This window comes from Mycobacterium sp. E2989 (genome assembly GCF_001667595.1).
GTDB lineage: Bacteria > Actinomycetota > Actinomycetes > Mycobacteriales > Mycobacteriaceae > Mycobacterium.
In genome coordinates, this window is record NZ_LZJX01000019.1 from 112,078 (window position 1) to 125,783 (window position 13,706).

14 protein-coding genes are annotated in these 13,706 nt (G+C 69.0%); 6 read left to right on the forward strand and 8 right to left on the reverse strand.

The window, feature by feature from the left end; genetic code table 11:
• Positions 1–82 precede the first annotated feature (82 nt).
• Both A5680_RS05210 and A5680_RS05215 read right to left on the reverse strand, forming a co-directional pair.
• Entirely contained in the window at positions 83–853 is a 771-nt protein-coding gene (locus A5680_RS05210) for an SDR family NAD(P)-dependent oxidoreductase (protein WP_067816895.1), read from the reverse strand.
• Positions 854–886: 33 nt separating this feature from the next.
• Entirely contained in the window at positions 887–1,717 is an 831-nt protein-coding gene (locus tag A5680_RS05215; protein ID WP_067816899.1) for an alpha/beta fold hydrolase, read from the reverse strand.
• Positions 1,718–1,782: 65 nt separating this feature from the next.
• On the opposite strand from A5680_RS05215, the gene A5680_RS05220 reads away from it, so the two are divergent.
• Positions 1,783–2,391: a TetR/AcrR family transcriptional regulator gene (locus A5680_RS05220; protein WP_055403567.1), complete on the forward strand. Its 609-nt coding sequence runs from the start codon at positions 1,783–1,785 to the stop codon at positions 2,389–2,391.
• A gap of 3 nt (positions 2,392–2,394) precedes the next feature.
• On the opposite strand, the gene A5680_RS05225 is transcribed toward A5680_RS05220, so the two are convergent.
• The 3 genes from A5680_RS05225 to A5680_RS05235 form a co-directional block, all read right to left on the reverse strand.
• A complete protein-coding gene (locus A5680_RS05225; protein ID WP_369827611.1) occupies positions 2,395–2,961 on the reverse strand; it encodes a TetR/AcrR family transcriptional regulator in 567 nt (188 codons plus the stop codon).
• A gap of 69 nt (positions 2,962–3,030) precedes the next feature.
• On the reverse strand, positions 3,031–4,323 hold the full coding sequence (locus A5680_RS05230) for a lipase family protein (RefSeq protein ID WP_067816905.1): 1,293 nt from the start codon (positions 4,321–4,323) through the stop codon (positions 3,031–3,033).
• Between the two features lie 69 nt (positions 4,324–4,392).
• The gene (locus A5680_RS05235; RefSeq protein WP_067816908.1) at positions 4,393–5,340 is read right to left on the reverse strand and encodes a PHB depolymerase family esterase; all 948 of its coding nucleotides are present in this window, start codon (positions 5,338–5,340) and stop codon (positions 4,393–4,395) included.
• 75 nt (positions 5,341–5,415) lie between these two features.
• Here A5680_RS05235 and A5680_RS05240 point away from each other — a divergent pair, with 75 nt between their 5' ends.
• Together A5680_RS05240 and A5680_RS05245 are read left to right on the forward strand one after the other, a co-directional pair.
• The gene (locus A5680_RS05240; RefSeq protein WP_067816911.1) at positions 5,416–5,874 is read left to right on the forward strand and encodes a MarR family winged helix-turn-helix transcriptional regulator; all 459 of its coding nucleotides are present in this window, start codon (positions 5,416–5,418) and stop codon (positions 5,872–5,874) included.
• Positions 5,875–5,950: 76 nt separating this feature from the next.
• A complete protein-coding gene (locus A5680_RS05245) occupies positions 5,951–6,220 on the forward strand; it encodes a DUF4242 domain-containing protein (RefSeq protein ID WP_055403572.1) in 270 nt (89 codons plus the stop codon).
• Between the two features lie 5 nt (positions 6,221–6,225).
• Here A5680_RS05245 and A5680_RS05250 read toward each other — a convergent pair whose 3' ends face one another.
• A complete protein-coding gene (locus A5680_RS05250) occupies positions 6,226–9,135 on the reverse strand; it encodes a helix-turn-helix transcriptional regulator (protein ID WP_067816914.1) in 2,910 nt (969 codons plus the stop codon).
• A gap of 157 nt (positions 9,136–9,292) precedes the next feature.
• Here A5680_RS05250 and A5680_RS05255 point away from each other — a divergent pair, with 157 nt between their 5' ends.
• Positions 9,293–10,669, forward strand: coding sequence for an FAD-binding oxidoreductase (locus A5680_RS05255; RefSeq protein WP_067816917.1), 1,377 nt, complete (start codon positions 9,293–9,295; stop codon positions 10,667–10,669).
• A gap of 49 nt (positions 10,670–10,718) precedes the next feature.
• The gene (locus A5680_RS05260; RefSeq protein ID WP_067816919.1) at positions 10,719–10,976 is read left to right on the forward strand and encodes a ribosomal protein L7/L12; all 258 of its coding nucleotides are present in this window, start codon (positions 10,719–10,721) and stop codon (positions 10,974–10,976) included.
• A 5-nt stretch (positions 10,977–10,981) separates the two neighbouring features.
• On the opposite strand, the gene A5680_RS05265 is transcribed toward A5680_RS05260, so the two are convergent.
• Positions 10,982–11,788 (reverse strand): PaaX family transcriptional regulator C-terminal domain-containing protein, encoded by an 807-nt coding sequence (locus A5680_RS05265; protein ID WP_067816924.1) that lies wholly within the window; start codon positions 11,786–11,788, stop codon positions 10,982–10,984.
• A gap of 59 nt (positions 11,789–11,847) precedes the next feature.
• Here A5680_RS05265 and A5680_RS05270 point away from each other — a divergent pair, with 59 nt between their 5' ends.
• Positions 11,848–13,020 carry an SRPBCC family protein gene (locus tag A5680_RS05270; protein ID WP_067816928.1) on the forward strand — a complete coding sequence of 391 codons (1,173 nt, stop codon included), beginning with the start codon at positions 11,848–11,850 and terminating at the stop codon, positions 13,018–13,020.
• On the opposite strand, the gene A5680_RS05275 is transcribed toward A5680_RS05270, so the two are convergent.
• Positions 13,017–13,706 (reverse strand): polysaccharide deacetylase family protein (locus A5680_RS05275; protein ID WP_197499726.1); only part of this gene is annotated, 690 nt, incomplete at its 5' end. The two genes, A5680_RS05270 and A5680_RS05275, sit on opposite strands and share 4 nt — an antisense overlap.

Sequence of the window (13,706 nt, forward strand, 5' to 3'; positions counted from 1 at the left end):
GGGCCGGGAATCGGGCGGATTTGCCAGCCGATTGGCAGAACGCAAGCCGCACCCCGAGAGGCGTTGCGGGCGGGTCCGGCCGTCAGCCGCCCACCATCATCAGGCCGCCATCGACCGCAAGTAACTGCCCGGTGATGAAACCCGAACCGGGGCCGGCCAGGAAGACCAGCATCGGACCCAGATCCCGTGCGGGGTCCCCCAGCGCGCCGCCCAACGGAATCATCATCTGCATCTGCTGGTCGATGAACGCGCTGGCGTCGGGGCCGAGGAATTCGCGCAGCCGGTCGGCGCCCGCCGTCTGCACCGCCGGGGCCAACGCGTTCACCGTGACGTTGTCGGCCGCCCACGCCTTCGCGGCCGACCGCGTCCACGCCTGTACCGCGCCCTTGGTCGCGGCGTAGACGGCCGAAATCGGGCTACCCATAACAGCTTCCGACGAGCCGAAGTTGATGATCCGGCCGCCCTTGGGATCCTGCTCCTTCATCACCGCGTGGGCGGCCTGGTTGGTCAGGATGGTCGCCTTGACGTTGGTGTCCAACAGGAACGCGATCTCGTCGGGGCCGATGTAGCCGGGGATCCCGGCCTGCCACAATCCCGCGGCGTTGACCAACACGTCGAGCCCACCCAGGCGTTCGGCGGTTGTGCGCACCATCGCCGAGACGGCTTCGGCGTCGCGCACGTCGCACTGCAGCCAGGCGGCCGCGAGGCCGTCCGGCGGCGGCGTGCGGTGATAGGTGGCGGCGACCTCGGCCCCCGCCCCACCGAGGGCCGCGACGGCGGCCGCGCCGATGCCGGTCGCTGCGCCAGTGACCAGGACCCGCCGGCCTTGCAGCGGCTGCGTCGTAGCTGACATGGCCAAGACGCTACCGCCGGGCGGCGGGGTTGGTTACGCGCGCACCGCGATCGTCGACAGCAGGTCGGCGAGCCGGTCCGGCTGGTCGATCATCGAGAAGGTCCTGGCCCCCTCGATGACCTCCAAGCGGGCGTTGGGAATGGTGGCGGCCAGCCGGACGCCGTCCTCCTGCTCGAAGAACACGTCGTCGGCCGACCAGGCGATGAGCGTGGGCTTGTCGAACTCGGGCAGCCTGGCCGCCACGCCCGTGGTGACCTCGGTGCGCATCGACAGCGTGAACTGGCGCAAGTCTTCGGCTATCCGGGGATCGGACAGCCCCGGGCGCACCCACGCCTCGGTGAGGTCGTCGATGTTGCGATGCGCCAGTCCGTCGAACGCGCGCTTGCGCGCCGCCGGTACCCGCATGGCCTGGGAAACAGCCTTGAATGTCGTCTTCGACTTGGCCGCCAGGATCACCGGCTTGAGGATCGGCGGCGGAAAGTGTTCGAACGCATCGCAACTCGTCAACACCAGCGCGCCGAGGCGCTCGGGGTGATGCACGGCCACGAGTTGGGTGACGACTCCGCCGGTGTCGTTGCCGACCAGCACCACGTCTTCGAGGTCGAGCGCGGTCAGCACCTCGGCGACCATGCCGGCAACGCCCGTGATCGTTCGGTCGGCGCCGCGGCGCAACGGTTCCGGATGCGCGCCCAGTGGCCACGTCGGTGCGATGCACCGCAGGCCACGTCCGGCCAGTCGCTCGCTGACCCGGCGCCACAGCTGGGCGCCCATCATGTACCCGTGCACGAAGACCACCGGCCTGCCGTTTTCGGGTCCGGTTGCTTCGTAATGGATGGTTCCGGCACTAATGTCGATCGTCGACATGGAAACTCCTACCTCGGGATATACTTACAAACAGGCTGTCTGTTCGTAAGTTACCAACAGGCTGTATGGAAAGCAAGCGACGGACTCAGGAAGAGCGCTCCGCGGCGACCCGCGACGCGCTGATCGCGGCTGCCCGAAAGCTGTGGGGCCTGCGTGGCTACGCGGACGTGGGTACGCCGGAGATCGCGACCGCCGCCGGGGTGACGCGCGGCGCCATGTACCACCAATTCGCCGACAAGGCAGCGCTTTTCCTGGAGGTGGTCGAAACTGTGGAGCAGGACGTGATGGCGCGGATGGGCACGTTGGTGGCCGAGTCGGGGGCGACGACGCCGGCGGATGCGATTCGCGCCGCGGTCGACGCGTGGCTGGAGGTGTCCGGTGATCCGGAGGTGCGTCAGCTGATGCTGCTCGACGCCCCAAGTGTGCTGGGCTGGGCGGGGTTTCGCGATGTCGCCCAGCGGTACAGCCTGGGGATGACCGAGCAGTTGCTCACCGAGGCCATCAGGGCGGGCCAGTTCCCGAAGCAGCCGGTGCGCCCGCTGGCGCACGTGCTGATCGGCGCCCTCGACGAGGCGGCCATGCTGATCGCCACCGCCGAGGATCCCAAGCGCACCCGCCGGGAAACCCGCCAGGTGTTGCACAGGTTGATCGACGGGATGCTCGCGCTGGCATAGCGGTCATTCGCCGCGAACGGCGGCGACGCCGGCGATGACGCCGCGGATGAGCCGGTCGAGGTGTTCGGCGCTATCGACGGCCGGCTGTCCCGCGACGAATGTCAGCATGATCCCGTTGATCAAGGCCAGGGTGGCGATCGCCTGGTCGGCGACCAGCGCCGGGTCGGGCGCGCTCGCCGCCGGGTGCCATTGGGTGACGACATCGCGGGCCAGGGTGTTCAGGCGCGTCACGGACTCGTCCAGGATGTCGGCCAGTTCCGCGTCCCGGCCGGCGAGCAACGCGAGCTCGTAGCGGGCCTTGGCGCGGGTAAGCCAGGGTTCGGTGTTGACGTACATGACGATGCGGGCCAGCCCCGCGGTGCCGGTGAATTGCGCCGACGGGTCGTCGGCGAGCTCGGCCATCCGGGAGAAGTCGGCCACATCGAGCTCGGCCAACCGGGTTGCCACCGCGTGCAGCAGCGCCTTGCGGGTCCTGAAGTAGAACGAGGCTGTGCCGGCCGGCACGCCGGCGTGGTCGTCGACCCGGGGGTGGCTGACGCCATGGACTCCGTTGCTGCCCAGCAGCTGGATCGCGGCGTCGGCGAGCTGTCGGCGCCGCTCGGGCGCGTTGTGCTTTCTACGTGCAGCGATGCGTCCAGTCTAGAACTGACCGCAGTTGGGTGCGGTCGGTTCGCCGTTGAAGCGCGCGGCGATCCACTGCATGGCCGGCTCGCCGTCGACGAGCATGGGCAGCGCGTGGTTGATGATCAGCTTGTTGAGAAACGGTGGTTCCTCGTTGGTGCGGAATTCCACGTCGGCCCCCTGGGCGCACCAGTCGCGACCGAGTTGGTTGGCCGCGGTCCACGGCACCAGCGGATCGTACCGGTTGCTGTTGATGAGCACCGGCGCGTTGGGTTTGTAGCGCCCGATCCGCTGGTCCTCGAACAGGGTGCTGAACGGTTCTTCGTTGACCAATTGATTGATGTCTTCGGTGAAGTAGGGCTGGATATGGCGAAACATGAAGTCCAGCAAGGTTTGTCCGACGCATTGGCGCGACACCGACTCCAGCATCGCCAGCCCGCGCGGCGTCATCTTGGAGCGAATCGCGTCGGCGGCTTCGGGATAAGCCGCCATCACGCTGTTGAGGGCGTACCCGACGACTCCGACGAGGACGCTGCCGTCGGCGTAGGGGAACAGCTCCTTGAGGTTCGCAGGCGGCGCCCCGGCGTAGGTGCCCACGACGTGAAGATCGGGTGCGTAGGCCGACGCCAGCTCGGCCGCCGATGCGGTCGCGCCGCCGCCCTGCGAGTAGCCCCAAAAGGCCACCGGCCCATGGGGATCCAGCGAGGTGCCGGGCAGCCGCATCGCCGCGCGGGCGGCGTCGAGCACGGCCTGCCCCTCGGCCACGCGGCCCACGTAGGTGTGCATCGTGGTGGTGCCGAGGCCCTCGTAGTCGGTCATCACGATGGCGAAACCGCGCGCGACCATCGTGGCGACGAACAGCTCCTCGTAGTTGAACATGATGTCCCAGCCGCCCGAATAATGGATGCCCTGGTTGAACATCCGCGACGGCGCGCACTGATTGCCTTGGCCCTGCGTGCCGGGCGCGTAGCTGATCAGGGGCCGTGGCCCCTTGCCCGGCCACGCGTTGTAGGGCTCGAAGTAGGTGCCCGTGACGGCGATCGGGTTACCGCGAGTGTCGGTGCTGCGGTACATGATTCGGGTACCGGTGGCCATGATCGCGCCCAGCTGGCCCGACGGTTCCAGCACCAGCCGCGACGGCTCGGTGCGGATCAGGTCGCCCGGCTGGCCCGGCGGCAGCGGGTCGGGCGGCGTGTAGAACTCCGCGTACTGCGGTTCGTCCCCGCCGTCGGCGCGGGCGAGGCCCCCGCCCCCGATCAGGGCTGAGGTGACGATCAGCAGGACGGCGAAAGCTCCCCCAACCCGGCGCATTACGGAACGGTAACAATCGGACGCCGCCGGGGGAAGGGCAATCTCTAAACTTTTAGAGAACGCGTGCCGCTAGCGGTGGTTCTGGGCGAAGAACTGCCAGATCGTGTCGGTGGCGTCCAGGGCCGACGAGGGGGCGGGGATGCCCGCGAGCTTTTCGGCAAGGGGGCTGGGCTCACCGCCCGGCCATTGGTGACCGGCGCCGGCCACCGCGATCAACTCGACGGTGCGCCCGTCCGCGCACCCGGCGGTATGCGTGGTCACGTCGCCCACGGTGGTCGCATTCGGCGGTCCGCACGCGTCGATGGCGCGCCAGGTGGCGTTGACGGACTCCACCGATGGCCCGTCGACGCGGGCAGTCCCGTTGGCCGCGAAGGCTTTTCCGGGGCCGCCGTTGTAGGGGACCCGGTCGTCGGCCGTGCCGTGGATCTGCAGCACCGAGGTCGGGCGGGCGTGGGAACAGTCGGTCAGCAGCGTTCCCGCCACCGGAGCGATCGCCGCGAAAAGGTCGGACTGGCAGCTCAGCCGGAGCGCCATCATCGCGCCATTGGACATGCCCGTGGCGTAGACGCGCGCCCGATCGATGGGCAGCTGTTGTTCGATGGCGGCGACCATGGTCGTGATGAAGCCGACGTCGTCGGCGTCGACGCGCTGCGGTTGTCCGCAGCAGGTGCCGGCGTTCCAGGCGCGGTTGAGGCCGTCGGGGTAGGCGACCAGGAATCCTCCGCGGTCGGCCTCGGCGTCCCAGTGGTAGGCGCGCTCGGCCTGCTCGCCGTTGCCGAAACCGCCGTGCAGCATCACCACCAGTGGGGCCGGATCGGAGACGCCCTGTGGTCGGTACAGGTGAAAGGACCGGATGATACCGCCCGATTCGATGCTCTGGGTCGACTGCCCGACCGGGATCGTCTGCGCGCCGGGCGTTCCCAGTGCGTGCCCGCCGCCGCCCAGGCACCCGCCCAGCAAGGCGGTCAGGACGGCGATGACGCAGAGGCCGGCCCCCCGGGCCCGACGCGATGGCATGCCGCCATCGTGGCAGCCGCCGCCGCTTTTGACAAGTTACTTGTCAATCAACACCCGAATGGCACACTCTTCCCCATGCGACGGCCATTGCATCCCGATTGGCAGCCCACCGTTCCGGCGCTGGTGAATCTGGTGGCCGCATCGGGGGCGCCGGGACTGCGGGCGGCCTTCGCCACCGCGGGACTCGACGGCATCCGCCCGGCGCAAGCGGTTGCCCTGGTGCCGCTGGCGGCCGGGGGACTGCACGCGTCGGACCTGGCCGACCGGCTCGGCGTGACCCGTCAGGCGGTTGCCCAGGCAATCGCCGCCCTGGAGCGGCATGGCTACGTGTCCCGAGCACCCGATCCGGTCGACGCCCGAGCGCGCATCATCGAGCTGACGACGCGCGGCCGGCACGCGCTTCGGGTAATGCGCTCCCATGCAATCGATTTGGAGGAGCGTTGGGCGCGGGTCCTGGGCCGCCAGCGATTGGGCGAGTTGCGCGAAACCCTACAGCTGCTGCTCGTCCATGCCGCCGAAGCGGCGCCCGAGTGACGGCACGGGCAAATCGTTCGTCTTAGCGGGCGTTCAGGGCGTAGGTTCGACCCAAGACAATGAACAGGAGTCCGCCGTGCCCATCTTCATGGTCGAGCGCAACTTCGCCGAGGAGCTGGAACCCAGCCTCGAGGTCGCCGACGGGATCAATCGGATCAACGACCAGGAGGGCGTCCGCTGGATGTACTCGTTCCTGTCGGCGGACAAACGAAAGACCTATTGCCTGTACGAGGCGCCGTCGCCCGAGGCGATCAGAACGGCGGCCGCGCGCGCCGGGCTGCCCGCCGACGTCATCGTCGAGATGCGCGATCGTGTCATGCCCACCGGGGCCACGTCGGACATCTGAGGTCACTAGCCGAGCAGTTCCCGGTCGGCGGCGTACATCGCCGCCTGGGTGCGGTTCGCGGCGCCGATCTTGATCAGGATGTTGCGGACATGGTTGGCGGCGGTGTTGGTGCTGATGTACAGGCGCTCACCGATCGCGCGATTGCTCAACCCCTCGGCGAGCAGCCGCAACACCTCGACCTCCCGCTCGGTCAAGCCGTCCGGGCCCTCGGCGCTCGACGACAGCAGCGCATCGGCCAGGTCGACGACCCGCTGCTGTCCGATCGGCGCGGCGATCGCCCGGGCCTCCCCGGCCAGGCGCCGCGCTTCCTCGGTCCGGCCGCGCGACGCCGCAAACGCCGCGTGGCGGGCCAGCGTCTCGCCGACGTGGACCACCGAGCCCATCCGGCGGTCCATCTCGAGGGCCGCGGCGAAATGTCGCTCGGCCGCGGCGGCGTCGCCATCGAGCGCCGCCATCCGGGCGAGGTACCGGTCGGCGCTGCCGAACAGCGCGACGAACTGGCCGGCGACCAGATTCTTACCGGAGTAGCGAGATACGAACGGGCGCAGCGCATGCAGGGCTTCCCGGTTGCTCAACTCCAACGCCGCCTCGACCATGAAGACCAGCTCCATCGGCCATTGCGCCTCGTTGGTGCGGTCGCCGAGCTTGCGATTGAGCAGATGATTGAGGGCCCGGGTCATGCCGGCCTCGCAGCCGAGCTCGGTGTACAACGCCAGCAGGCCGGGCACCCACCGCCCGGTGAACGTCTCACTGCCGTCGACGAATCCGGCGAATCTCTTCAATTCCGATGTTTCGCGCCGGATCATGAACATCTGGACCCCGTTCGAGCCCTCGGTGTCCTCCGCGTCGAACAAATCGCCTGTGCGCAAGGCGATATCGGCCCACCGCTCGGCACCCGCGAAGTCACCGCGCAGATAAGCGAGCGCTTGCTCGACGCACGCGCCGACGAAGCCGAAGACGGGCTGCCCGCAGGCTTGACCGGCTCGCCGCATGTCCGCGGTCGAGGCGAGCAGGTCGTCGGGCCGGCCGGCCAGATAGCTGACCATGGCGCGAAAGTGTGAGGCCGCCCCCAGCACCTCATAGTCCCGGCGCGCCAGCGCCATCCGGGATACCTCGGCCGAACGCTCCGCCTGCACCTCGCAGAGCTCCGGGGTGAGCCCGTGCCACAGGCTCGTCTTCAGGGTGTGCATCAGCACCGCCGGATCGTTCAAGGCTCGCGCGCGTTCGATCGCCTTGTTGCCGATGTCGCGCGCCCGCGACGCCTCACCGGCGAAGGCCAGCGCCCGCCCGAAGCTGCCGAGCGCCTGGACATAACGGGGGTCCTCGGTATCCAGGCCGCAGGATTCCAGCGCCGACGCCAGCAGGTCCGCGGCCTTCGAATCGGACTGTCCCCGACGCCAATTCGCTTCCTCGTAGCCGACGGCGGCGCCCAGGCGGATCAGCGGGTCATCCATCGCGCTCAGGCGATCGTAGATCGCGCGCGACCGCGCGAAATCACCCGCGCGCACGTGATTGGCGGCCGCGTCGAGATGCAGCCTGGCCCGATCGGCGCGGTTCATCTCGGGCAGCGACGCCGCCCGCTCGAACCACCTCGCCGCGTCCTCGTAGGCGAGGCTCTGTTCGGCCATCCGGGCCGCCTGGTGCGCGTACCGCAGCGCCTGTTCGTGGTAGCCGAGGACGTGGGCCCGCAGGTAATGGTTCGCCAGGCGCGGGACGACCGACGGGTCCGCCCTGCCCTCGAGCGCCTCGGCGGCCCGGGCGTGCATGATCCGCAGCCGTGACGCCGCCATGCCGCCCATCACCGATTCGCGGGTGAGCGCGTGCACGAACGCGAACTCCCCGTCGGAGTCCTGAACCGCGCGGACCAACCCCACGGCTTCGGCCGAATCGACCGCCGCGAGCGTCGCGGGCAGATCGGTGTCACTCGCGGCGATCAACGCGGGCAGATCGAACGTTTCTCCCAACACCGCGGCCTGCTCGATGACGCCCCGCACGCCGGCCCCGAGCCCGGCCAGGCGGCGGGCGATGGCGTCCCCGATCGAAGCGGGGACGGTCTGCTGCGCCCCCAACGTCGCCAGCCTGCCGCGGACCTCCAAGTCGTTGACCAGTTCGGTCAAGAAGAACGGGTTGCCCCCCGTCTTGTCGCGCAATAGCGCGGCGGCCGTGCGCGCGGACGCGGGCGCCAACTGCTGGGTGCGGCGCACGAATTCGGCGATCGCCTCGGTGTCCAGCCCGGCCAGGTCCAGGCGTCGGACCCCGTCGAAGCGGTGCAGTTCGGCCAGCCGCGTGGCGAGCTCGTCGGAACGGTCTGGCGGGGTCGTGCGGAAGGTGGCCACCAACAGCATGCGGACATCGGCGCACGCGATGAGCACGTGTTCGAGCATTGCCAGGGTGGGCAGCTGCGCCCAGTGCAGATCGTCGACGATCAACGCGACGGGGCGGTCGGCGGCCAGGCGGCGCAGGAAGCCGGTCAAGGCGTCGAAGAGCGCCTGCCGGGGCGAGCCGACGTCCATCGCCGCACCGGCGTCGGGCAGATGCCGGTCCACCTGGGCCGACAGCCGGCGCAGTTGCGGCCCGACGTCGGCCAGCAGGGCGGCCATCGAGCCAGGCGGCGCGGCGGTCAGCAGCCGGTCCAGCGCCACCGCGAAGGGCGCGTACGGGACGTCCTCGTCGGCCGTCGAGGCGCCCACGAGCACCGCGACGTCGTGGGCCGCCAGGGTGCCGGCCACCTCGGTGGCCAACCGCGTCTTACCGGCCCCGGGCTCACCGCCGATGAACACCGCCTGGCGGTCACCGCCCTCGACCCGTTCCCACGCCCGCTCGAACGCCGCGAGTTCCGCGTCGCGGCCCACCAGCGGGCCGCGGCGGCGCGCCATCAGTTCCGCTGGGAGCGGGGGCGGCACCCATTGCGCCATGGGATCAACGTAATCGCGCCGTCTTGGCCGGTCGATAGTCAGATGTGACTATCGTTGGCTACCTCGGAAATGCTTCGTTGTGGTCATGACGCAGGGCCTTTTCAATACGTAGCGTCGCGGCAGCAAGTCTGACCGAAGCGAAGAGGAGGTGCGGGACATGAGCCTGACAACCGCAACCGAAGAACTCCGCGGCCAATTCGGCGGCCAGGCGATCCTGCCCGCGGATCCGGGCTACGACGAGGCCCGCGCGCTGCACAACGGCATGATCGACAAACGGCCGGCGGCGATCGTGCGCTGCGCGTCGACCCGCGACGTCGCGGGTGCCCTCGAATTCGCGCGGGCGTCGAACCTGGCGGTCGCGGTGCGCGGCGGGGGCCACAACGGGCCCGGATTCGGTTCTGTCGACGGCGGTCTCGTGATCGACCTGTCGCCGATGAACCGCGTCGACGTGGACCCCGATCGGCGCACCGCCCGCGTCCAGGGCGGAGCGACGTGGGCGCAGGTGGACGCGGCAACCCACGCGCACGGCCTGGCGACGCCGGCCGGCATCATCTCGACCACCGGCGTCGGCGGCCTCACCCTGGGCGGCGGCCACGGCTACCTCACCCGCAAGCACGGCCTCACCATCGACAACCTGCTGGCGGCCGAAGTCGTCCTGGCCGACGGCCGCGTGGTGACCGCGTCCGAGTCGGAGCACCCCGACCTGTTCTGGGCGCTGCGCGGCGGCGGCGGAAACTTCGGTGTCGTCGCCTCGTTCGCCTTCCGGCTGCATCCGGTGCACACGGTGATCTGTGGTCCCACGGCCTGGCCCGCGTCGGCCACCGCCGACATCCTGCGCTGGTATCGGGACTTCCTGCCGGCGCAGGACGAGGACCTCTACGGCTTCTTCGCGGCCATGACCGTCCCGCCGGCGGCGCCGTTCCCCGAGGCCTTCCACCTGCAGAAGGCCTGCGCCGTCATGTGGTGCTACACCGGCGATCCCGCCCGAGCCGACGAGGTGTTCGCACCCGTGCGGCAGATGCAACCGGCCTTCGAGGGCCTGGCCGCCGCCCCGTATCCCGCGCTGAACTCCACCTTCGACACCCTGTATCCCAAAGGGCTGCAATGGTATTGGCGCGGCGACTTCATCCGGACCATCCCCGATGCCGCCGTTGAAGCCCACGCCCACTTCACCGAGGGCCTGCCGACGATGCACTCGACGATGCATCTCTACCCGATCGACGGCGCCGTCCACCGCGTGGGTGAGGCCGAAACCGCTTTCGCTTACCGGGATGTCACCTACTCGCAGGTCATTGCCGGGGTGGACCCCCACCCGGCGAACGCGGGGGCGTTGAAGCGCTGGACGAGGGAGTACTGGGAGGCCATCCATCCGCACTCGGCGGGCGGCGCCTACGTCAACTTCATGATGGACGAGGGCCAGGACCGGGTCCGCGCGACCTACGGTCCGAATTACCAGCGCCTCAGCGAGATCAAGGCGCAATACGATCCGGACAACGTCTTCCACATCAACCAGAACATCCTGCCGGCCGGCTGACGCGCTCGGTCACCGCGCTCGACGGCGCGCGGCGGATTATCGTGACGGGATGGAAGATCCGCTCGTCTACCGCCGTCTTGCGCTGCTCGAGCACCAGGTGCGCCTGCTCTCGGATCGACTCGGGATCGAATGCCCGACGTTCGGCAGCGAGGCCGGCGGTGCCGCGCCGGGTGCGTTCGAGAACGGTGTGCCCACGGAAGTCATCGGCCTCGCCCGCTCCGGGAACAAGATCGCAGCGATCAAGCTGTACCGCGAGCTGACCGGTGCGGGGCTGCGCGAGGCGAAGGAAATCGTCGACTCGCTGTAAGCGTTCTATGGCGCACGAAAGGCGATGTGCATCCGTTGCTTGAAGGCGTGATCGAACCGCCGGTAGGTACTGCGCAGCGTGCGGCCCGGCCAGCGCCTGCCGATCAACTCCGCGGGCAGCAGCGGGTCGAGCTGGAGATGCCGGACGACGGCGACCGATAGCGCGAACTCGGAAGTGAACCTTCGGGTCGAATCGTCGCCCCGCCCGGCCTCGAGCGCGGCGTTCATGGCATCGATGAGCGACGCGGCGTCGTCGGCCCATTCATCCAGCGAAAAAAGTGTTCGCACCTTGTCGGCGGCGATGTCGGTGGCGGCTCCGTGAAAGTGGGTACACTGCTGGTCAACTACCGCCTTCAGGGTTGGAAACCGTTGCGGATCCAGGTTATCCGGCCGGACCCACACGCCCTCCCGAAGCTCGGCGAGGTGCAGCGCCGTCGCCGCCTTCCTCAGTTCGAGGCGATCGGTGGCCGACCTGCGCTCGAGCGCGACGATCGCCAGTTCCCAGGTTCCGTCCCAGGCGGCCGCGTCGTCGATTCGGGCCGCCTCGTCGACCCGCTGACGGCGCTCCGAAAGCCTGCCCGCGAGCGCGTAACTGCCGTCGTCGGCGGTCAGTTCGCCGTTGGACACCATGCGCCACAGGCAGGTGCGCGTCGCGCCCGGGCTGATCCCGAACAGCGAACCCACCGCGACCAGTTCCGACACCGTGAGGCGTCCACCGTCCGACCCGAGCAGCGCCGAGGCCAGCACCGAGCGCGCGCTAAGCGGCCGGCCGTCGATCAGGTCGCTCGCTCGGGATCGCGATGCGGCGGGCACGGCTGAAACCGTATCACCATTTCATTGACGCGTGACATCAATAGTGTGATACTGCTCGAATGAGTTCGCCGACCAAGTCGGTGCTCGCCGACGATGCGGAGATCGTGCGGCGCGTCCTCGCCCATGTCGACGCCGGTACCACCGACGAGGGTGATGCCTGGCGCGAGCCGGTCGAAAATTACTTGAACCCAAGCCGATTCGCCCAGGAGCTGCGGCTGCTGCGCGCGATGCCGAGCGTCTTCGTGCCCTCGGCGACGATCCCCAACCCGGGCGACCACGTCGAGCGCATCGCCTTCGGTGTGCCGCTGTTCGCCGTGCGGGGCCGTGACGGACAGGCGCGGGTGTTCCGCAACGCATGCCGGCATCGCGGCTTCGCGCTCGTCGAGGGGGCCGGCTGCTCGCACGCCTTGGTGTGTCGCTACCACGGCTGGACCTATCGCCTGGACGGAGCGCTCTCGCACGTGCCCCACGCCGAGGCGTTCCCGGGCCTGGACGCTTCGACCCGCGGCCTGGTCGAGGTTCCCAGCCGCGAGGTCGACGGGCTCGTCGTGATCGGCGCGCTCGACTTAGCCACGGGCACAGCTGATTTGCTGGACGAGGCGCTGGCCGCGTTGTCCGACGGGACCGCCTGGCGGGACAAGCTGCTGCCGGCGAGCCGGCTGGTGTACGTGGAGTCCACCCCGAAGGCAATGAACTGGAAGGTGCTGGTCGAACAGTTCCTGGAGGGCTACCACATCCGGTCGACGCACAAGGAAACCTTCTTCCCGGTGCAATACGACGACCTCAACGTGGTTGAGAAGTTCGGCCCGAACAGTCGAATCACGTTCCCGTACCGCAACATCGAGCGGCTGCGTGAGCGACCGGAGAGCAGCTGGACGACGGACGCCCGGGTGACGTACTTGTACCAGCTGTTCCCCAATGTCATGGTGGCGACCTTTCCCGACCTGGTGCTCGTGATCGTGGTCGACCCGCTCGACATCGACCACAGCACGCTCGTCGTCTACACGATGGTCAAACCCGAGTTCGATTCGGCCCATGCCCCGAGCAACCCGGCGGGTGCCGGTAGCTTCATCGCCCTGGGCGCGGTGGAAGACAACGAGATGTCGGAGGGCGTGCAGCGCGGATTGCGCTCGGGTGCAAACGAATTCGTGGAGTTCGGTCGGCACGAGAGCGCCGCAGGGCACTTCCACGCCACCCTTGACGGGCGCCTCGCCGCGATCGCCGGCCGCTAGGGCGTTTTGAGGAAGACGTCGTTGAGCGTGACCGTGCGCAGGTTTCGGTCCCGGATGAAGTCGACGAGCTGCGGGTAGACGTGCGTCACGGGCAGGTGATTGAGGTGCCCGATGACGATGGCCTGCGGGGTGAAGTACTGATCGGCCATCTGCACGATGTAGTCCTCGGTGATCAGCGTCGAATCCGACAACGACCCCGACCACAACGTCGGCACCGTGTAGCCGAGGTCGGCCGCGACGGCGTCGACGACGGCGTTGCGCTTCGCGTACGGCGGCCGCCAGTACGGCTTCGCGCCGATCCCGTACGTCTTCTTGAGGAACTCGTCGTTGCGGGTGAGCTGCTGGGCCACCTGCTCCTTGGTCAGCGTCGTCAGGTCAGGGTGCGACCAGGTGTGGTTGCCTAGTTGGATCTGCCCGCTGTCGACCAGCGGCCGCAGCATTTCCTTGTTCTCGGTCCACGAGTCGTAGGTGCCGTTGACGAAGTACGTCAGGCGCACCCCGGTGTCCTTGGCGAACTGGGTGTAGGCGCGCACCACCTCGCTGTTGACGCCGTCGTCGACGGTCAGCGCGAGCAGGTCACCTTCGCCGGGGATCTTCATCAGCGCGCCACCGCCGGGCCCGTCTACTGGGCGCCGCGGGGGGCGGGCCGCGGCGGTAACAACTACGCCGGGGCAGGGGTGCTGGTG

Excerpts from the sequence above, each read along its gene's own strand:
- A5680_RS05210 (WP_067816895.1), bottom strand. The coding sequence starts at position 853 with ATGTCAGCTACGACGCAGCCGCTGCAAGGCCGGCGGGTCCTGGTCACT.
- A5680_RS05215 (WP_067816899.1), bottom strand. The coding sequence starts at position 1,717 with ATGTCGACGATCGACATTAGTGCCGGAACCATCCATTACGAAGCAACC.
- A5680_RS05220 (WP_055403567.1), top strand. The coding sequence starts at position 1,783 with ATGGAAAGCAAGCGACGGACTCAGGAAGAGCGCTCCGCGGCGACCCGC.
- A5680_RS05230 (WP_067816905.1), bottom strand. The coding sequence starts at position 4,323 with ATGCGCCGGGTTGGGGGAGCTTTCGCCGTCCTGCTGATCGTCACCTCA.
- A5680_RS05235 (WP_067816908.1), bottom strand. The coding sequence starts at position 5,340 with ATGCCATCGCGTCGGGCCCGGGGGGCCGGCCTCTGCGTCATCGCCGTC.
- A5680_RS05240 (WP_067816911.1), top strand. The coding sequence starts at position 5,416 with ATGCGACGGCCATTGCATCCCGATTGGCAGCCCACCGTTCCGGCGCTG.
- A5680_RS05250 (WP_067816914.1), bottom strand. The coding sequence starts at position 9,135 with ATGGCGCAATGGGTGCCGCCCCCGCTCCCAGCGGAACTGATGGCGCGC.
- A5680_RS05255 (WP_067816917.1), top strand. The coding sequence starts at position 9,293 with ATGAGCCTGACAACCGCAACCGAAGAACTCCGCGGCCAATTCGGCGGC.
- A5680_RS05260 (WP_067816919.1), top strand. The coding sequence starts at position 10,719 with ATGGAAGATCCGCTCGTCTACCGCCGTCTTGCGCTGCTCGAGCACCAG.
- A5680_RS05270 (WP_067816928.1), top strand. The coding sequence starts at position 11,848 with ATGAGTTCGCCGACCAAGTCGGTGCTCGCCGACGATGCGGAGATCGTG.